The 17,709-nt window shown below is 76.0% G+C and carries 15 protein-coding genes; 8 read left to right on the forward strand and 7 right to left on the reverse strand.

Translation table 11 applies throughout. The features are described from left to right. Window positions 1-273 precede the first annotated feature (273 nt). Window positions 274-957, forward strand: coding sequence for a GNAT family N-acetyltransferase (locus IE245_RS09705; protein ID WP_189946353.1), 684 nt, complete (start codon window positions 274-276; stop codon window positions 955-957). A 218-nt stretch (window positions 958-1,175) separates the two neighbouring features. Here IE245_RS09705 and IE245_RS09710 read toward each other — a convergent pair whose 3' ends face one another. Together IE245_RS09710 and IE245_RS09715 are read right to left on the reverse strand one after the other, a co-directional pair. After that, complete coding sequence (locus IE245_RS09710; RefSeq protein ID WP_189946354.1) at window positions 1,176-1,832, reverse strand: GAP family protein; 657 nt, start codon at window positions 1,830-1,832, stop codon at window positions 1,176-1,178. A gap of 140 nt (window positions 1,833-1,972) precedes the next feature. Continuing rightward, complete coding sequence (locus IE245_RS09715; protein WP_189946355.1) at window positions 1,973-2,152, reverse strand: CsbD family protein; 180 nt, start codon at window positions 2,150-2,152, stop codon at window positions 1,973-1,975. 126 nt (window positions 2,153-2,278) lie between these two features. Between IE245_RS09715 and IE245_RS09720 the strand changes: the two genes are divergently transcribed. Further along, window positions 2,279-3,364, forward strand: a complete 1,086-nt coding sequence (locus IE245_RS09720; protein WP_229851178.1) for an enoyl-CoA hydratase/isomerase family protein — start codon at window positions 2,279-2,281, stop codon at window positions 3,362-3,364. A gap of 77 nt (window positions 3,365-3,441) precedes the next feature. Here the strand turns inward: IE245_RS09720 and IE245_RS09725 are convergent, their stop codons facing one another. Beyond that, the gene (locus IE245_RS09725; RefSeq protein WP_189946356.1) at window positions 3,442-4,134 is read right to left on the reverse strand and encodes a lysophospholipid acyltransferase family protein; all 693 of its coding nucleotides are present in this window, start codon (window positions 4,132-4,134) and stop codon (window positions 3,442-3,444) included. A gap of 175 nt (window positions 4,135-4,309) precedes the next feature. Here IE245_RS09725 and IE245_RS09730 point away from each other — a divergent pair, with 175 nt between their 5' ends. The 3 genes from IE245_RS09730 (at window position 4,310) to IE245_RS09740 (ending at window position 8,130) form a co-directional block, all read left to right on the forward strand. Next, on the forward strand, window positions 4,310-4,672 hold the full coding sequence (locus IE245_RS09730; RefSeq protein ID WP_189946357.1) for a hypothetical protein: 363 nt from the start codon (window positions 4,310-4,312) through the stop codon (window positions 4,670-4,672). Window positions 4,673-4,802: 130 nt separating this feature from the next. Further along, the gene (gene secD, locus IE245_RS09735) at window positions 4,803-7,106 is read left to right on the forward strand and encodes a protein translocase subunit SecD (RefSeq protein ID WP_189946358.1); all 2,304 of its coding nucleotides are present in this window, start codon (window positions 4,803-4,805) and stop codon (window positions 7,104-7,106) included. A 187-nt stretch (window positions 7,107-7,293) separates the two neighbouring features. Continuing rightward, on the forward strand, window positions 7,294-8,130 hold the full coding sequence (locus IE245_RS09740; protein WP_229851179.1) for a hypothetical protein: 837 nt from the start codon (window positions 7,294-7,296) through the stop codon (window positions 8,128-8,130). Between the two features lie 15 nt (window positions 8,131-8,145). On the opposite strand, the gene IE245_RS09745 is transcribed toward IE245_RS09740, so the two are convergent. Further along, a complete protein-coding gene (locus IE245_RS09745) occupies window positions 8,146-10,200 on the reverse strand; it encodes a SpoIIE family protein phosphatase (protein WP_189946359.1) in 2,055 nt (684 codons plus the stop codon). 109 nt (window positions 10,201-10,309) lie between these two features. Continuing rightward, on the reverse strand, window positions 10,310-11,923 hold the full coding sequence (locus tag IE245_RS09750; protein ID WP_189946360.1) for a phosphodiester glycosidase family protein: 1,614 nt from the start codon (window positions 11,921-11,923) through the stop codon (window positions 10,310-10,312). 248 nt (window positions 11,924-12,171) lie between these two features. Here IE245_RS09750 and IE245_RS09755 point away from each other — a divergent pair, with 248 nt between their 5' ends. Beyond that, a complete protein-coding gene (locus IE245_RS09755) occupies window positions 12,172-12,768 on the forward strand; it encodes an HD domain-containing protein (RefSeq protein WP_189946361.1) in 597 nt (198 codons plus the stop codon). Between the two features lie 12 nt (window positions 12,769-12,780). Here the strand turns inward: IE245_RS09755 and IE245_RS09760 are convergent, their stop codons facing one another. Then, window positions 12,781-13,446: a GOLPH3/VPS74 family protein gene (locus IE245_RS09760; protein WP_189946362.1), complete on the reverse strand. Its 666-nt coding sequence runs from the start codon at window positions 13,444-13,446 to the stop codon at window positions 12,781-12,783. A gap of 201 nt (window positions 13,447-13,647) precedes the next feature. Between IE245_RS09760 and IE245_RS09765 the strand changes: the two genes are divergently transcribed. Together IE245_RS09765 and helR are read left to right on the forward strand one after the other, a co-directional pair. Then, window positions 13,648-13,929, forward strand: coding sequence for a hypothetical protein (locus IE245_RS09765; protein WP_189946363.1), 282 nt, complete (start codon window positions 13,648-13,650; stop codon window positions 13,927-13,929). A gap of 183 nt (window positions 13,930-14,112) precedes the next feature. Then, the gene (gene helR, locus IE245_RS09770) at window positions 14,113-16,272 is read left to right on the forward strand and encodes an RNA polymerase recycling motor ATPase HelR (RefSeq protein ID WP_189946406.1); all 2,160 of its coding nucleotides are present in this window, start codon (window positions 14,113-14,115) and stop codon (window positions 16,270-16,272) included. A 27-nt stretch (window positions 16,273-16,299) separates the two neighbouring features. Here the strand turns inward: helR and IE245_RS09775 are convergent, their stop codons facing one another. Further along, window positions 16,300-17,700, reverse strand: a complete 1,401-nt coding sequence (locus IE245_RS09775; RefSeq protein ID WP_189946364.1) for a GH1 family beta-glucosidase — start codon at window positions 17,698-17,700, stop codon at window positions 16,300-16,302. Between the last annotated feature and the right edge of the window lie 9 nt (window positions 17,701-17,709).

The raw sequence follows: 17,709 nt of genomic DNA on the forward strand, positions 1-17,709 counted from the left end.
CGTCCCTGTCCGCCCCCTGAGACCGTCCTCGGGGCCCCTCCGGGAGGCTTCACCCGCGCGTGGATCCGGGTTCTCCGCAGGTTCTGTTCTCAGAGCTGTCGGGGCTGCATACTGTTCCTCCTCGCACCTGGTGACGAACCGTTTTGCCTGCTCATCCGGCGTCTTTCGACGCGACATCGGCTGACCTCGGCACCCGGCGAGATTCCCCCCTTCACTTCCGGCGCACAGCGTCGTGACGGAAGTGACCCCTGCCCGTGAAAGACCCGAGGTTCCGTGCCAGTACCTGTTCTCCTGACCGGGCGCTCCGTGCGCCTGGAGCCGCTGGCGATGCGGCACGCCGAAGCCCTTGCGCGGGCCGGCGAGGCGGACCGATCGGCCTATGCCTTCACTCCCGTGCCGAACGGCCTGGAATCCGCGCTCGACTACATCGCCCGCGCCCTGGCCGAACAGGCCACCGGGCGCTGCCTGCCCTTCGCCCTGGTCAGTACCGCCGACGACCGGGTGATCGGCTCCACCCGCTTCCTCGAACTCGACTACTGGCGGGGCCCGCTCGTCTGGCCGCCGACCCCCGGCCACCCCCACGGCGATCCGCTCACCGCGGTCCCCGACGCCGCCGAGATCGGGAACACCTGGATCTCCGGCGACGCCCGGGGCACCGGCATCAACACGGAGGCGAAGCTGCTCATGCTCCGCCACGCCTTCGACACCTGGGGCGTCCGCCGGATCACGCTGCGCGCCGACGCCCGCAACACCCGCTCGCGTGTCGCCATCGAACGCCTCGGCGCCACCTGCGAGGGGATCCGCCGGGCCCACTCGCGCGGCCTCGACGGCGCCGTCCGGGACACGGCCTTCTACTCGATCCTCGACGAGGAGTGGCCGACCGTCCGGGACATCATCGAACTGCGCCTCAGCTCCCCCCGCCGGGGCAGGGTCCTCCCGGACCTCCTCCCGGCCTGAACCACCGGGCGCCGCCTGACCTGCGGGCGGCGCCACGGGGTGGTTCCATGGGGATGACGGGAAGGACTCCGCGTGAGGACACGGGGTAGCGGTCCCCGAGGCCGCGCACCGTGCAATCAGGATCCGCGAGAAGCGGGTGAGTCCTTCCCGCCCCCCTCCCTCCACCTCCGTGCCTTTTCCGCGGCCGACGCCCACCGGGACGGGCGGGCGCCGGTGCGTCACGCCAGCTGGTAGAGGCTGCGGCTGATCAGCCACAGGCCCAGCGCCAGGCACACGCCGATCACCGCGGGCTCCTTGTGCCGCCGCAACCAGCCGTGCAGCCCCATCAGGGCGCCCGCGGACCGCTCCGGCGCGAAGACCATCGACAGCTCCATGACCAGCAGGCTCGACGTGGCCACCAGGCAGAAGGCGGCCAGGGCCACGACGGACCCGGCGTCGGAGAGATCGGCCTGGACGACGGTGGCGGCCGCGGCGCCGACCATCCCCCACGGCTGGAGAAGCACGGCGAGGACCGCGGCGGACCAGAGCGAGGCCCCCTCGTGGGCGGTCGCCGAGGTCTTCTCCGCGGCCTTCGGCGCGATCGCGCCGCTCCGCACCCGCCGCCACCGGTACAGGCCGTAGCCCACCAGGCCGACGCCGAAGACCAGCGAGGCCCAGAGCGCCGCTATGGACGGCGGCGAGCGGGGCTCCGGCGGCTTCCCGCCCGTCAGGAGCAGCACCAGCGTGATCACCAGCACCAGACACGCCACCCAGGCCAGGATGAACACCAGCCCCTTGCGCACCCCGCGCGGCGAGGCCAGCACCACGACGAAGGCCATGACGGGCAGCGGGAAGAGCGTCACCGCCAGCCCGATCAACAGCAGGTCAAGCGCCATCGCGCCACCACCCGAAACCGAGCCCGAGCCCGAAACCGAGCCCGAGCCCGAGCCCGAAACCGAGCCCGGGTCCGTCGGCGGACCCGTACCCGGGAGTCGTTCCGACCCCGCGTCCGTGCGTCCCGGCGGGACGGCGGCCGTCAGGAACGCCCGAACGAGTCCCTGACGCCACGAGCGCGTTCACGGAGTCTCCTCACCGCCTCGCGGGCCTTGGCCCGCGCCTGGTCCGTCCTGCCCTCGGCCGCCAGCCGCTCGTCGCCGGTGAGCTTCCCGGCGAGCTCCTTCCACCTGCCCCGGGCCTTGTCGGCGCTGCCGCCCATGACCGCGCTCCCTCCTCGCCACCGGCCCCCGATCCACGCTAGGCCGCCCCGGCTCCCCCCGCCCGTCGGCCCAAGGCCGGCGGGTAGCGTGGGCGGCGACACAGAGCCGTGCCAGGGAAGGACCGAGTGATCGCCGTGCCCGCCGAGAACCCCGCCGCCGCCTCCGCGGCCCCGGGCCCCGACGTCCTGCGCCGCACCGAGGGCCGGGCCGGTTTCCTCACCCTCGACCGGCCCCGGGCCATCAACGCCCTCACCCATCCCATGGTCCTCGCCCTCGACGCCGCCCTCACCGACTGGGCGGACGACCCGGCCGTCACCACCGTCGTCCTGCGCGGCGCGGGGGAGCGGGGCCTGTGCGCCGGCGGCGACATCCGCGCCATCCACGACGACGCCCGCGCCGGCGGCACCGCCTCCGCCGCCTTCTGGCGCGACGAGTACCGCCTCAACGCCCGCATCGCCCGCTACCCGAAGCCGTACGTCGCCTTCATGGACGGCATCGTCATGGGCGGCGGCGTCGGCGTCTCCGCCCACGGCTCCGTCCGCGTCGTCACCGAACGTTCCCGGATCGCCATGCCCGAGACCGGCATCGGCTTCGTCCCCGACGTCGGCGGCACCTGGCTCCTCGGCCGCGCCCCCGGTGAACTCGGCACCCACCTGGCCCTCACCGGCGCGCAGATCGGCGCGGCCGACGCCCTCCTCACCGGCCTCGCCGACCATCACGTCCCCGCCGCCGCGCTCGACGTCCTCGCCGCCGACCTCACCCGCCTCCCCGCCGACGAGGCCCTCGCCCGGCACACCACCCCGGCCGCCCCCGGCGTCCTCGCCGAGCAGCGCGAGTGGATCGACGCCTGCTACTCCGCCCCCACCGTCGAGGAGATCGTCGACCGCCTCCTCGACTCCGGCGTCCCCGCGGCGAAGGAGACCGCCGACACCCTCCTCGCCAAGTCCCCGACCGCCCTCAAGGCCACCCTCGCCGTGCTCCGCGCCGCCCGCGGACTCGACGGCCTCGAAGCCGTCCTCGACCTGGAGTACCGGGCCTCCTGCGCCGCCCTCACCAGCCACGACCTCGTCGAGGGCATCCGCGCCCAGGTCGTCGACAAGGACCGGAACCCGCGCTGGGACCCGCCCGCGCTCGCCGGCGTCACCGACGACGCCGTCGCCCGCTACCTCGTGCCCCCGCCCGGCGGCGACCTCGGCCTCGGGTCAGTCTGACCCGTCCCGCGGGGTCCGGCCCGGACCGCGCCGCGTCGAGGACACCCGGCCGCCCGGGCCCTTTCCGGCGGAAAGGGTCAGCCGGACCGCCTCGGGCGGCGGGCCGGCTCCGCCCCGGCCGCCGGCTCGCCCAGCGCCAGCGCCGCCGTCCGCCACGCCTCCGTGACGGCCCCGTGCGCCAGCGCCGTCGCCGCCGGCACGTCCTCCGGCAGCCGCAGCGGCGCCCCGATGTGCACGTGCAGACACGGGCGCCGCAGCGGGGCCGTCAGCACGCCCGCGATCTGCTTCACCGTCCCGCCCGAGGTGATCCGTCGCGCCCCCGCCTGCCCGACCGGCACCACCGTCGCGCCCGTCGCCCCCGCGAGCCGCGCGAGGCCGGTGCGGAACTCCTCCGGCGGCGCCTCCGAGGCCTCCCTGCGCGGCGGGATCCGCCCCTCCGCGTAGAGCATCACCGGCCGCCCCGAGGCGAGCGCCACCGCCGCCCGGTCCAGCGCCGCCGAGGCGTGCGCCGTGTTGCGGTGCACCGGCACGTACCCGTCCCGGGACAGCGCCCGCCCGAGCCCCGGCACCCGCCACAGGCCGGCCGCCGCGAGCAGCACCGGCTCGGCGCCGAGCCGGTGCCGCAGCGCGGCGAGGACCAGCGCCGGATCGGCGAGCGACGTGTGGTTGGCGACGATGATGGTGCCCGGCTCGATCCGGGCACCGGGGTCCGCGGTCACGGTCAACCGTCCGAAGAACGGCACGAGATGCGCGGCGAGACGACTGAGCACGGGCGGACCCTCCACCTTCGGGGAACCGGACGACGACGGCCCGCCCATCGTCGGCCGGAGCCCCCGCCTCCGACATGCGCGCCCGTACTCACCCCCGTACTCATCCCGCGGCCCGCCCGTCTAGGCTGATCCGACACGAGGTCACGACGGAGCGGGGAGGCGGGCGGTGCGCAGCATGAGACCGTCCCCGGCCCTCGCCCGGCTCCTCCCGGCGCTGCTCTGCGCGCTCTGCGCGTTCCTCATGGCGCCCGCGACCACCGGCACCGGCGCCGGCATCGAGGTCCCGACGGCCGCCGCCGCGGCGCCGTCCGCGCCGGACCCGCAGCTGACGGGTGCCGAGGCGGCCGAACTCCCCGCCGTCGTCGAGCAGTCCGTACGCTTCCCGGTCCCGCCCGTCGCACCGCCGGTCGTCCGGACCGCCGACGTGATCCCCGTACCCGGGCGCGTCGCGGGCGACCCGCGCCGGGAGCGCGCCCCGCCCGGCCTCCCGTACGACCCCAGGGACCCCCGGGGTCCGCCCTCCACCCGGCACAGGTGACGCCGTTCCACCGCGCCGCCGTCCGGGCCCTCGGCATGCCCGAGCCCCGGCCACGCGCGCGTACCCCCGTCATGCCCGCACGGACCGTCCGCCCTCACGCCTCCGGCCGTGCACCGCCCGTGGAGGACCCATGCCCTCGTCCGCCGTGCTCCGGCGCGCGCTCCTCGCGCTCGCCGTCGTCGCACTCGCCCTCTGGACCGCCCTCACCACCCAGCCCCGCCTCGGACTCGACCTCCGCGGCGGCACCCGGATCGTCCTGGAGACCCAGGACACCCCCGCGCTCCGCGCCGACGCGGAGGCCACCGACCGCGCCCTCGAAGTGCTCCGCAAGCGGGTCGACGGCCTCGGCGTCGCCGAGCCCTCGCTCGCCCGCGCCGGCGAGAACCGGATCGTCGTCGAGCTCCCCGGCCTGCGCGACCCGCGCGAGGCCGCCGAGGTCATCGGCCGCACCGCCCAGCTCACCGTCCACGCCGTCACCGGCACCGCCGCCGCGGTGCCCGGGGGCCGCCCCGCCGCCGACGGCAGCCGCGTCCTCGCCGACCCCGACGGCGGAGGCCTCCTCGCCCTCGCCGCGCCCGCCCTCACCGGCGACGGCGTGAAGAGCGCCGACGCCGTCCTCGACACCACGAGCGGCCGCGGCTGGACCGTCGACCTCGCCTTCCGCGACGGCGCCGCCGCCGACTGGGCCCGGCTCACCGGCGAGGCCGCCTGCGCACCGGCCGGCGACCCGGCCCGCCGGGTCGCGATCGTCCTCGACGACCGGATCGTCTCCGCGCCCGCCGTCCAGGCCGGCGTGACCTGCGGCGCCGGCATCGCCGGCGGCTCCACCCAGATCACCGGCGGCTTCTCCGCCGAGGAGGCCCGCGACCTCGCCGCGCTCGTCGAGGGCGGCGCGCTGCCGCTGCCCGTCACCACCCTCGAACAGAGCGCCGTCGGACCGACGCTGGGCGCCGACGCGATCCGCGCCAGCGCGCTCGCCGCCGTCATCGGCCTCGCCTGCACCGGCGTCTTCGTCATCGTCGTCTACCGGCTCCTCGGCCTCCTCGCCACGCTCGCCCTGCTCCTCTACGGACTCCTCTCGTACGCGGCGGTCGTCGCCCTCGGCGCCACCCTCACCCTCCCGGGCCTCGCCGGCTTCGTCCTCGCGGTCGGCATCGCCGTCGACGCGAACGTCCTCGTCTTCGAACGGGCCAGGGAGGAGTACGCGGCGCTCGGCCGCACCACCGCCGTCCGCGACCCGCGCCGCCCGCTCGCCACCGCCTTCGCCAAGGCGTGGAGCGCCGTCGCCGACTCCAACGTCACCACGCTCCTCGCCGCGGGCCTCCTCTTCGCCTTCGCCACCGGGCCGGTGAAGGGCTTCGGCGTGACCCTCGCCCTCGGCGTCCTCGCCTCCATGGTCACCGCCATGGTGATCACCCGGCTGCTCGCCGACGCGGCCCTCGCCCTGCCCGCCGTACGCCGCAGGCCCGCGCTCACCGGCATGGCGGGGCTCGGCCGGCTGCGGACCCGGCTGGCCCGGCGGGCACCGCGGCTGATGGTCCACCGGCGCCGCTGGTTCACCGTCAGCACGGTCCTCCTCCTGGTCGCCCTCGCGGGGATCGGCGTGCGCGGGGTGCAGCTGGGCGTCGAGTTCACCGGCGGCCGGGACGTCCAGTACGCGGCCACCCGCCCCGTCGACGCGGACGCGGCGCGCGCGGCGGTCGCCGCGGCGGGCTTCCCCGACGCCGTCGTCCAGGCCACCGGCGACGGCGGCCGGGACGTCACCGTACGCGTGGCGGAGACCGGCGACTCCGCGCAGCGCCGCATCACCGAGGCCCTCACCGGGACCGCGGGCCCCGTCACCGTCGAACGCGACGACCTGGTCGGCCCGAGCCTCGGCGGCGAGCTCCGCACCCACGCGCTCCTCGCGCTCGGCCTCGCGGTCGCCGCCCAGCTCGCCTACCTCTCCGTCCGCTTCCGCTGGACGTACGCGGCGGCGGCCGTCGTCGCGATGGCCCAGGACGTGCTGCTCGTCGTGGGCCTCTTCGCCTGGCTCGGCAAGCCGGTGGACAGCGTCTTCCTGGCGGCGCTGCTGACCGTCGTCGGCTACTCGGTCAACGACTCGGTCGTCGTCCTCGACCGCCTCAGGGAGATCCGCCGCACCGGCACCCGCCTCCCGCTCGCGGACCTCGCCGACCGCGCGGTCGCCCAGACCCTTCCGCGGACGGTCAACACCGGCATGGGCGCCCTCTTCGTCCTCGCGGCCCTGGCCGTCCTCGGCGGCGACACCCTCACGGACTTCTCCGTGGCCCTCCTGGCCGGCGTCGTCCTGGGCATGGCGTCGACGGTCTTCACGGCCCTCCCCCTGACGGTCACCCTGGAATCCCGCGCCCCGAAGCCCCCCGCCCGCCCGGCGAAGCCGCGCACGAGCAACCCCACGGGCGCGGTCGTCTGACCCCGCCGACGGGCGCCCGGCCGGCACCACCGCCCGCACCCCCACGCCCACCCCCCTCCGGGCGAGCCGCCCGGGCCCGACCCCGGAGCGCATCCGATGGGCCGATGGGGCGGTTCGGGTGACCGTGGGGGTGCTGGGTCGTTGCACGCGTAAAACGATCACATGGCGAAGACGCGGAGGTGGTTCCGTGAGCGTGCAGCAGGACGCGGCGGTGAAGACCCTGGTGCTCGACGACCCGGAGGACGTACGGGAGGCGGCGGGCGCCGTCGCGGGCGGGGAGGCCGTGGCGTACGGGTTCGGGAACGTCTACGCGCTGAGCTGCCGGCCGGAGCGGGAGGCCGTGGAGCGGGTCAGCCGGATGAAGGGGCGACCGGCCGGACGGACCGCGAGCGCGACGACCGTGCCGGAGCGGGTGCCGGCCGCGTTCGACTGGACGCGGCTGCCGGACGGGGTGCCCTGGCAGCAGGTCAGGTCGCTGATGGACGAGCTGCTCGGGCTCGGGCCCGTCGGGCTGCGCGGCCCCGCGTCCGGCCGGGTGCCGGAGGCGCTCGTCGCCGCCGGCGGGGACGGGCCCACCGTCCAGGTCGTCGCGACCGGCACCCGCTGCCCCTCGCACGCCTTCCTCGCAGCCGCGCTGGCGCTCACCGGCGGCGACTTCCTCGCCGTCACCTCCGTCAACCGCTCCCGCCACCTCACCGGCCGCGACCACGAGCCGCCGCACTGGCGGGCCGACGGCCTCGTCGACGAGTTCGGCGCCGAGGAGGGCGTCCGCGTCCTGGCCCACGCCGACGAGGAGGCCGCCCGTCGCCGCCATCCCTTCCACCGGCCGACGTCCGTCAGCATCGTGGCCTTCCACCGCACCGCCGGGCACACCCGCTCCGGCCTGCCCGCGCTCGTCCTGGAACGGCAGGGGTCCCTCTCCGCCGACCACATCCGGGCGATCGCCGCCAACCACGGCTTCGGGCTCTTCGTCGCCCCGCGCGCCGTCGCGCCGCTGGCCCCCCGGGCGTACGGGATCGGCTGATCCGGCCGGGGCCGTTCACCCGGCGGCCCGGCCCCCGCCCCCCTCCGCGTCCAGCGCGATCTCCGCCCACACCGTCTTGCCGTCCTCCTCGTACCGCACGCCCCACGCGTCCGCCAGCATCGCGCAGATGTGCAGGCCCCGGCCGCCCTCGTCGCCGGCCTTCGCGTGCCGCAGGTTCGGGGCGGCGGCCGCGCCGTCGCGCACCTCCACGGTCAGGGCGGACCCGCCCCGCAGCAGCCGGAGGGCGTACGGCGGAGCCCCGTGCCGCACCGCGTTGGTGACCAGCTCGCTGACGACCAGTTCGACGGTGAGCGGGTCCACGCCGAGGCCCCACTCCCGCACCCGCTCCTCCGCCGCGTGCCGTGTCGGCGCCACCGCCGACAGCTCGCCCGGCAGCTCCCACTCGGCGACGTCCGAGGCCGGCAGCCGCAGCGTGCGGGCCACCAGCAGGACCCGCTCGGGCGCGAGCAGCGCCGCCAGGTCGTCCGCCATGGGGTGCGGGCCCCGGTCGGGGGCGGCCAGGGCCTGGGCCACCCGCGCCCGCGACGGGCCGCCGCCCGCGCGGGCGGAGGAGGCGAGGCACAGCGTGGTGCCCTCCGGCAGGAGGTGCGAGGAGCAGGCGAACGGCGGGCCGTCCTCGCCGAGGAGCGGCCCCTCGTCCACCAGGTCCGCGTCGAGGGAGCCGTCCGGCCGGACGGCGACGCACAGCGACGTCCCGGCCCGGGCGAGGTCGAGCCGGCCGGTCAGCGGATCGTGCACGGCGACCGTGCAGCTGGCGGCCGGCTCGTCGGCGCCGTTCCCGTCCCCGTGGCCCTGCTCCCGGGCGAGCCGCAGCGTCACCGCGTGCAGCCGGGCCAGCAGTTCGTGCGGGGCGAGGTCGAGCGTCGTCAGGCTGTACACGGCGGTCCGCAGCCGGCCCATCGTCGCCACCGCACTCAGCCCGGGCCGCTCCACCTGACCGACCACCAGCGCCACCCGCGCGCCCGGCAGCGCGATCACGTCGAACCACGAGCCCGCGCCCGTGCCGCCGGGCCGGTGCCGCTGGGCGAGCTCCACCGCGTGCCGGGTCTCGCCGTCGGGCCGCAGCGGCCAGGACTGCAGGGCCGTCATCACGATGTGTTCGCGGGTGAAGCGGAGCGCGTTCTCCAGACAGGTCGCCGTGTGCGCGGTCACCCCCTCGACGACGGCGAGATCGTCCTCGGTGTACGGGTCGGCCCCGGGCGGCCGCCCGAAGGCGACGGCCCCGAGCAGCTGCCCGCGCACCGCGAGCGGCGCCACCAGCCGTACCCCGCCGTCCCACCGCCGCAGTTCGGGACCGTCCGGCAGCCGCTCGCCGAACAGCCCGGGCAGCAGCACCGCCCCCGGTTCCGGCAGCGGCGCGTCGCCGTCCGCCTGCCCGGAGCCGCCCACGGCGGTGCACCGCAGCAGCGGCGTCTCGTCCGGCCGCCGCAGCTCCGGGGGTTTCCCGCGCAGCACCGCGTCCGTCAGCGCGACGACGACCGAGCCGGCGAAGCCGGGCGTGGTCACCTCGACGAGTTCGCGGGCGGTCCGTTCCACGTCGAGCGTGCGCCCGATCCGCTCGCGGGCCTCGTAGAGCAGGGCGAGCCGCTGCTCGGCCAGGACCCGGTCGGTGACGTCCGTGACGGTGGCGACCAGCCCGATCGCGGGTCGGTCCGCGCCGTCCGGTGCCGGGTCGTACAGCGGGTGGACGGACACCGAGTAGACGTGCTCCCGGTCCGCGTCGCCCTCCGGACGGCCCCGCACCAGGACGTCCCGGGCCGGCGGCCCGCCGTCGAGGACGTCCCGGAGCACGTGCTGCTTCACGTCGACGCCCAAGCGCCGGTACGCCTCCACCGCCGGCCGGCCGAGCACCTCCTCCGAGGCGCCCCGCGTCGCGAGCGCCGGACCGGTGACCCGGATCACCCGCAGCTCCCGGTCGAGCACGTGCACGCCGACCGAGGACTGCCGGAACACGGCGTCGAGGACGGCGTGGTCGAGCGCGGACACCGCCACACCGCCCAGGGAGGCCGCCCCCTCCGTGCCGGGAAGGGGCGGGATGTCCTCGAACATGTGCACCTGCCTGCGGTCGACACCCGGTCCGGGCCCAGTCTCGCCGCTCCGGGCGCCCTTCGCCCGTCGCCACTCCCACCGACACGCGGCGGTCGTGACGCGGCGGGCGTCACCAGGGGAGCAGGAGCAGCGCGTTGCCGAGGGAGCGCTGGCCGGAGGCGTCCGAGGGCCGGTTGACGATCCCCGCGGAGGTCGCGAGGACGCTCGAACCGCCGCCGTCGAGGTTGAGGGCCTCACGGGCGCCCAGGGAGCGCATCAGGCGGGCGGCGCCGTCGACGCTCAGGCCCTCGCTGACGCCGGGATCGCGCCCGTCGGCGACGACGAGGAGCAGCCGCCCCCGGTCGTCCCTGCCGATCATGGACCGGGGGTTGGCGCGTACCGTCCAGTCGTAGGTGAAGGACTGGTCGGGGCCCTCGCGGACGATGCCGTCGCCCACCGCGTTGACCGCGACCCGGCCCGCGCGGACCAGGGACGGGCCCACCTGGAGGATCGTCGTGTCGGGCCCGAGCGCGACCGGACGGCCCTGGCCGTCCCGTATCCGCTCGTCGAAGGAGAGGGTGGCGCCGACCCGCGCGGTGCGCAGCAGCCAGGCGGCGCTGTCGCCGATGGCCTGCAGCGTCGAGCCGCCGGCCGGGACGGCCGCGCCGCGCGTGGCGTGCACGGCGGTCACCCGGCCCCGGGCGTCGAGGACGGCCTCCGCGCCGGCGCCGGCCGGGGGAGCGCCCCACTCGGGGGTGAAGCGGACGAGTTCACTGGGGTCGGTGCACTTGAAATCGTGCTGGGGGCGCTCGGTCGGCTGGTCGCCGCCGACCCCGCCGCAGTTCCAGACCTCGCCGGGGAGCCGGTTGATCCCGTCGACCTCCGCCGTCTCGCCGCCGGCGGTCACCGTCACCCGGGTGGTGAAGGTGTCGACGGCGAAGGAGCGGCCGCCGCGGTCCAGCCGGACGCCGGCCCGCCCCTGGGTGGCGGAACCGAGGATCCGGCCGTCCTTCACGTACATGCCGCCGGGCGCGCTGTTGTAGAACCACTGGCCGTTGATCCCCGCGACGGCGCCCGAGGCGTCGATCAGGTCCGTCAGCTTCTCGGTGCCCTTGAGCGCGGGACCGTGGCCGGCCGCGAGACGGCCCCCGAAGGCGTCGAGGTCGATCCGCAGGACGTGCACCCGCTGGGGGGCGTCCTCGTCGGTGCCGTCCTGGGCGGTGTAGCGGGTGCGGGCGGTGAAGCCGGCGGCCCTGAGCCGTGCGACGAGCGCGGTCGCGTCGGCCTCGTCCGCGTACCGCCCGGTCCGCACCGTCCAGCCGAGCACCCCCGCGGGCCGGTCCGCGTACGCGGGTGTCGTCACCCGTTCGACGCGCGGCGGGAAGCCGGCCGCGCCCAGGTTCTTCGCGACCCGCTGCGCGGTGTCGTGGGGTCCGAGCGCGAGCGGCGCGCCGGTCAGGGGCCCGTCGGGCTGCTGCGGGAGGTTGACCTGGACGGTCCAGTAGTCGTTCGCGTCGCGCTTCCCGTACGTGAGGGAGGTGAGCGTCACGCCCGGTGCCGGGGCGCTGGTGACGCGGGTGGCGGCGTGGACGGCGCCGCGCGTGGCACCGGCGGCCGGTGCGGCGGGGGCGGGGGCGGGCGTGGCGGCCGCGGGGCCGGTGGGACGGGCCTGGGCGAGGGGCACCGAGGACCCGGTCGACAGGACCGCGGCGGCCACCAGGATGAGGAGGGGCCTACGCTGCATGGGAGTCCTTCCCGAGTGGGAACTGCCTGGATACCGAGGGAACGAGCCGTCAGTTACCGGATGATGACGCGCAGTTCGACTCCTGTGGCAGAGCGGTGGAAGGTTCGGTTCCCCCCTCTCCCGGGCCCGGCTCACGACGCGCGGCGGACAGGGCCCGGCGGCGCCGGCCCCGACGGGCGCGGCGCCCGGCCGTCACGCCAGCGCCGAACCCCGGCGGGGGCGGAGGCCCGCCCGGCTATCCTTCCGGTGTGGAGATCCCCTCATATGACGACATCCGGGCGCTGCACCGGAAGCACGCGCCGAGCGATGCCGCCTTCGAACTCGTCTTCACCCACTGCGAGATCGTCGCCGCCATCGCCGAGCAGCTCCTCGCCCGACACGGCCGGGGGACCGACGCGGAGCTCGTCCGCGCCGGCTGCCTGCTCCACGACATCGGCGTCTACCGCCTGTACGACTCCGCCGGGCGCATCGACGGCGCCTCCTACGTGACCCACGGCGTCCTCGGCCACCGGCTGCTCGCGGAGGAGGGCCTCCCCGAGACCCTCTGCCGCTTCTGCTCCTGCCACACCGGAGTCGGCCTCACCCAGGAGGACGTCCTCACGCAGGGGCTGCCCATCCCGCCCGCCGACTACGTGCCCGTCACGCCGGAGGAGCGGATGGTCATGTACGCTGACAAGTTCCACAGCAAGAGCACCCCGCCCCGCTTCGTCTCCCCCGACACCTTCGAGGCGGGGATCGCCCGCTTCGGACCGGAGAAGGTCACCGTCTTCCAGACCCTGCGCCGTCTGTACGGGGACCCCGAACTCGAGGCCCTGGCCGCCGCACACGGACACGCCGTGACCTGAGCCGCCCCCCGCTCAGCCGGCGGCCGCGACGATCGTGACCACCGTCACCGCGGCCATCGCCGCCTGCATGTCCCGGATCGCCTCCCGCACGCCCTCGCCCGCCCAGCGGCCCTCCGCGAGCTCCGCCATCCGCGCGGCGACCTCCTTGCGGGGTTCGCCGGGGAAGGCGATCCGGTGCAGCTTCGCCCCGTGCAGCAGGGCGATCAGCCCGGCGGTCCGCTCGTCCGGCGCGGCGCCGTCCAGGACCACGGCCCGCAGCCGCTCCCGCAGCTCCCGCTCGACCGAGCCGTCCGCCTCCGGATACCGCCGGACCGGGAACAGGCCCAGGACCCGGCGCGTCTCCTCCACGACGAGCCCGCGCTCGCACAGCCGGGCGACCGTCGCGGCCGGCGCCTTCGCCTGGTCCTTCGCCAGCCACTCGGTGACCTTCGGCACCCTGCCCCGGCGCCCCGCCCAGGCCGCGACCGCCGCAAGGCGTCCGTCGAGCAGCGCCTCCCCGGTGGGGCCCTCGTCCGTCACGGCCAGCCGTCCGCCGGTCACCGACACCCGCCCCGCGAGCACCAGCTCCAGGAGGATCCCGCCCGCGACCGCCCAGGCCGCCGACTGCCGCTCCTTCGCCTCCCCGGACTCGTCGTCCAGGGACAACAGCGTGATCTCCTCGGCGAGCGTGATCGACATCGACGTCCTTCCAGGTGGCACGGCCGGAACGGGATCCGGTGGTCTGCCCGGGAGGACGGTCTGACGCCCCGTCCGGTTCCCCGGCGCCCATGGAAGCCCCCGTACGGGGCCGGCCGGCGGGCCGTTGTCAGTGGCGGCTGTCACCCTGGGGCCATGGACAGGCGGAGCGAGAGTCCCGGCGGCGGGGGGAAGGAAGACGGCATGGGAGGGAACCGTGACGAGGAGCTGCTGAGAGGCCGGGTCTACGGCCAGGACCACGACGACCCGCGCCCGGGACCGCGCCCCGGGCGGGCCTACGCGGAGCTGGTCGGCGGCCCGCTCGACGGGCTGCTGCTCGACGTCACCGACTGGACCGGCGAGGAGATACGCGCCGGCGCCGTCCTGGAGACGGAGCTGAGCCGCTACGGCGCGGAGGGCAAGGCCGTGTACGCCCCCCGGGCCGGCGATCCGGCACGCTTCGACTGGACGGGCGACACCCGCTGACGGCCCCGGGCGCCCGGCGCCCGCGCGGCACGCGGACCGGTGGGGCCGGACATGCGAAAGGCGGGACTCCTCCCGCCATGTTCAAGATATAGCGCACGGGGGGCCTTGCGGCAAGGCCCCCCGGATGCCGCACAATCGCACATCTACCCCTTCACCTGCTGAAACGAGATTGCGCGCGTGCCCATGCCTCAGCGGACCACCGGCCCCTTCGAGCTTCCCGACCGTCTCGCCGCCAAGGCCGACCCGGCGCTGATCGCCGACGACGAGAAGCACTTCGCCGCCGTCGCCGAGAGCCTCGACCAGGCCGTCGCCGAACTCTCCGAGCGCCTCGGCGAGGCCCTCCGCGCCCCCGGCGGCGTCGGCCGCGAGGCGATGGAGCGCGACCTGGAGGTCCACCGCCTCTCCGGCCGGCTGCGCGCCCTGCGCCGCTTCGGCCTCGACCTCTGCCTCGGCCGGATCGTCTCCGCCGACGGCTCCGAGCCCCTCTACATCGGACGCCTCGGCCTCACCGACAGCGCCGGGAACCGGCTGCTCGTCGACTGGCGCTCGCCCGCCGCCGAGCCCTTCTTCGGCGCCACCCACGCCCACCCGATGGGCCTCGCCAGCCGCCGCCGTTACCGCTGGAACGGCGGCCGGATCACCGACTACTGGGACGAGGTCTTCACCGAGGGCGGCCTCGGCGAACACGCCGCCCTCGACGACCAGTCCGCCTTCATCGCCAGCCTCGGCACCAACCGCTCCGAGCGGATGCGCGACGTCCTCTCCACCATCCAGGCCGACCAGGACGCCATCGTCCGCGCCGGCTCGCGCGGCGCCCTCGTCGTCGACGGCGGACCCGGCACCGGCAAGACCGTCGTCGCCCTCCACCGGGCCGCCTACCTCCTCTACGCCGACCCCCGGCTCGGCCACCGCCGGGGCGGCGTCCTCTTCGTCGGCCCCCACCAGCCCTACCTCGCCTACGTCTCCGACGTGCTGCCCAGCCTCGGCGAGGAAGGCGTGCGGACCTGCACCGTCCGCGACCTCGTCCCCGAAGGGGCGACCGTCCGCCCCGAGAAGGACCCCGAGGTCGCCCGGCTCAAGTCCTCCGCCGCCCTGGTCCGGGGCATCGAGAAGGCCGTCCGCTTCTACGAGGAGCCCCCCGCCGGGCCGACCCGCGTCACCACCGACTGGGGCGACCTCACCGTCACCGCCGACGACTGGGCCGAGGCCTTCGACGCCCCCGGCCCCAGCACCCCGCACAACGAGGCCCGCGAACTGATCTGGGAGGAGCTCGTCACCCTCCTGAAGGAGAAGACCCGCGGCGAGGTTCCCGACGTCCTCTTCGAGCGCGCCCTGCGCCACGACCGCGAACTCGTCTCCACTCTCGACCGGGCCTGGCCCATGCTGGAGCCCACCGACCTCGTCGGCGACCTGTGGACCGTGCCCGCCTACCTCCGCCTGTGCGCCCCCTGGCTCGACCGGGACGAGGTGCGCGCCCTCCAGCGGGCCGACGCCCAGGCGTGGACCGAGTCCGACCTGCCCTACCTCGACGCCGCCCGGCAGCGCCTCGGCGACCCCCGGTCCAGTGCCCGCAAGCGCCGCGAGAAGGCCACCCTCGCCGCCCGCAAGGAGCGCATGGCCGGCGTCATCGACACCATCGTGCGGGGCGACGACGACGGCGAGGGCGCCGTCACCATGCTCCTCGGCCAGGACCTCCAGGACAGCCTCGTCGACGACGCCGGACTGCCCGTCGCCGCCGGCGACCCGCTGGCCGGGCCCTTCGCCCACGTCGTCGTCGACGAGGCCCAGGAACTCACCGACGCCGAATGGCAGATGCTGATCGCCCGCTGCCCCTCGCGCAGCTTCACCATCGTCGGCGACCGCGCCCAGGCCCGCCACGGCTTCACCGAGACCTGGCGGGAGCGCCTGGAGCGCGTCGGCCTCGACCGCGTCCAGACGGCCTCGCTCAGCATCAACTACCGCACCCCGGAAGAGGTCATGACCGAGGCCGAACCGGTCATCCGCGCCGCCCTCCCGGACGCCAACGTGCCGACCTCGGTCCGCGCCTCCGGCCTCCCCGTCCACCACGGCACCACCGGCGAACTCGACGCCCTCCTCGACGACTGGCTCGCCGCGAACGCCGACGGAGTCGCCTGCGTCATCGCCGCCGAGGGCCGGCTCCCCGCACTCGGCGACCGCCCCCGGGTCAGGGCGCTCACCCCGAGCCTCTCCAAGGGCCTGGAGTTCGACCTCGTCGTCCTCCTCGACCCGGAGACGTACGGCGAGGGCGTCGAGGGCGCGGTCGACCACTACGTGGCGATGACCCGCGCCACCCAGCGCCTCGCCGTCCTCACCACCGCCTGACCGGAAGCGCGGCGGCGGGCCGGACGCTCAGGACGGCAGCCCGCCCCGCGCGATCACCCGCGCGTACCAGCGGGCACTGTCCTTGAGCGTCCGCCGCTGGCTCGCGAAGTCCACGTGCACGATCCCGAACCGCTTGCTGTACCCGAACGCCCACTCGAAGTTGTCCAGGAGCGACCACAGGAAGTAGCCCCGCACGTCCGCGCCGTCCTCGATCGCCCGGCGCACCGCCGCCAGATGCCCGTGCAGGTACGCCACCCGCTCCGGGTCCCGCACCTGCCCGGACGGGTCCGCGTAGTCGTCGTACGCCGCCCCGTTCTCGGTGATCACCAGCGGCACGCCCGGCAGCTCGTCGCGCAGCCGGACGAGCAGCTCGTACAGCCCGTCCGCGTCCACCGGCCAGTCCATCGCCGTCCGGGGCCCCGGCGCCGGCAGGAACCGTACGTGCCGCTCGGCGCCGCCCCACGGCGACGGCGACTCCGAGGACCCCGCCGCGACGACGGTGGGGGAGTAGTAGTTGAGCCCCAGCGAGTCGATCGGCGCCGAGATCGTCGCCAGGTCCCCGTCCCGCACGAACCCCCAGTCCGTCACCCGGGCCGTGTCGCGCACCAGGTCCTCCGGCAGCCGGCCCCGGAACACCGGGTCCAGGAAGATCCGGTTCGCCACCGCGTCGATCCGGCGCGCCGCGTCCAGGTCCTCCGACGACTCCGTCAGCGCCCGCACCACGTGCAGGTTCAGCGTCAGCGACACCTCCGACCCGGCCGGCAGCGCCTCCCGCAGGGCGCCCACCGCGAGGCCGTGCGCCAGGTTCAGGTGGTGCGCCGCGCGCAGCGCCTCCGCGTCGCTGGTCCGGCCCGGCGCGTGCACCCCGTTCCCGTACCCCAGGAAGGCGGCGCACCACGGCTCGTTCAGCGTCGTCCAGGTCGCGACCCGGTCGCCGAGCGCCGCCGCCGTGATCCCCGCGTACTCGGCGAACCGCTCCGCCGTCTCCCGGCGCGGCCAGCCGCCCGCGTCCTCCAGCTCCTGCGGCAGGTCCCAGTGGTACAGCGTCGCCACCGGGCGGATCCCCGCCTCCCGCAGCTCGTCGCAGAGCCGCCGGTAGAAGTCCAGCCCCTTCTGCAGCGCGGGCCCGCGGCCGGTCGGCTGGACGCGCGGCCACGCCACCGAGAACCGGTAGTCCGTCACGCCCAGCTCGCGCATCAGCGCCACGTCCTCGCGCACCCGGTGGTAGTGGTCGGCGGCGATGTCACCGGTGTCGCCGTTGCGGACCTTGCCCGGCGTCCGGCTGAAGGTGTCCCAGATGGACGGCGTCCGGCCGTCCTCCGTGGCCGCGCCCTCGATCTGGTACGCGGCGGTGGCGGTGCCCCAGCGGAAACCCTCCGGGAAACGGAGCGTCGCGGAGGACTCGGGGCGTGCGTCGACAGCGGTCATGAGGAGGCA

The sequence above is a fragment of the Streptomyces roseolus genome (assembly GCF_014649855.1).
Classification (GTDB): Bacteria; Actinomycetota; Actinomycetes; order Streptomycetales; family Streptomycetaceae; genus Streptomyces; species Streptomyces roseolus.

Coding starts and splice junctions, on each gene's coding strand:
- IE245_RS09745 (WP_189946359.1), bottom strand. CDS start 10,200: ATGTTCGAGGACATCCCGCCCCTTCCCGGCACGGAGGGGGCGGCCTCC.
- IE245_RS09775 (WP_189946364.1), bottom strand. CDS start 17,700: ATGACCGCTGTCGACGCACGCCCCGAGTCCTCCGCGACGCTCCGTTTC.
- secD (WP_189946358.1), top strand. CDS start 4,803: ATGCCCTCGTCCGCCGTGCTCCGGCGCGCGCTCCTCGCGCTCGCCGTC.
- IE245_RS09710 (WP_189946354.1), bottom strand. CDS start 1,832: ATGGCGCTTGACCTGCTGTTGATCGGGCTGGCGGTGACGCTCTTCCCG.
- IE245_RS09715 (WP_189946355.1), bottom strand. CDS start 2,152: ATGGGCGGCAGCGCCGACAAGGCCCGGGGCAGGTGGAAGGAGCTCGCC.
- IE245_RS09730 (WP_189946357.1), top strand. CDS start 4,310: ATGAGACCGTCCCCGGCCCTCGCCCGGCTCCTCCCGGCGCTGCTCTGC.
- IE245_RS09760 (WP_189946362.1), bottom strand. CDS start 13,446: ATGTCGATCACGCTCGCCGAGGAGATCACGCTGTTGTCCCTGGACGAC.
- IE245_RS09765 (WP_189946363.1), top strand. CDS start 13,648: ATGGGAGGGAACCGTGACGAGGAGCTGCTGAGAGGCCGGGTCTACGGC.
- helR (WP_189946406.1), top strand. CDS start 14,113: ATGCCTCAGCGGACCACCGGCCCCTTCGAGCTTCCCGACCGTCTCGCC.
- IE245_RS09750 (WP_189946360.1), bottom strand. CDS start 11,923: ATGCAGCGTAGGCCCCTCCTCATCCTGGTGGCCGCCGCGGTCCTGTCG.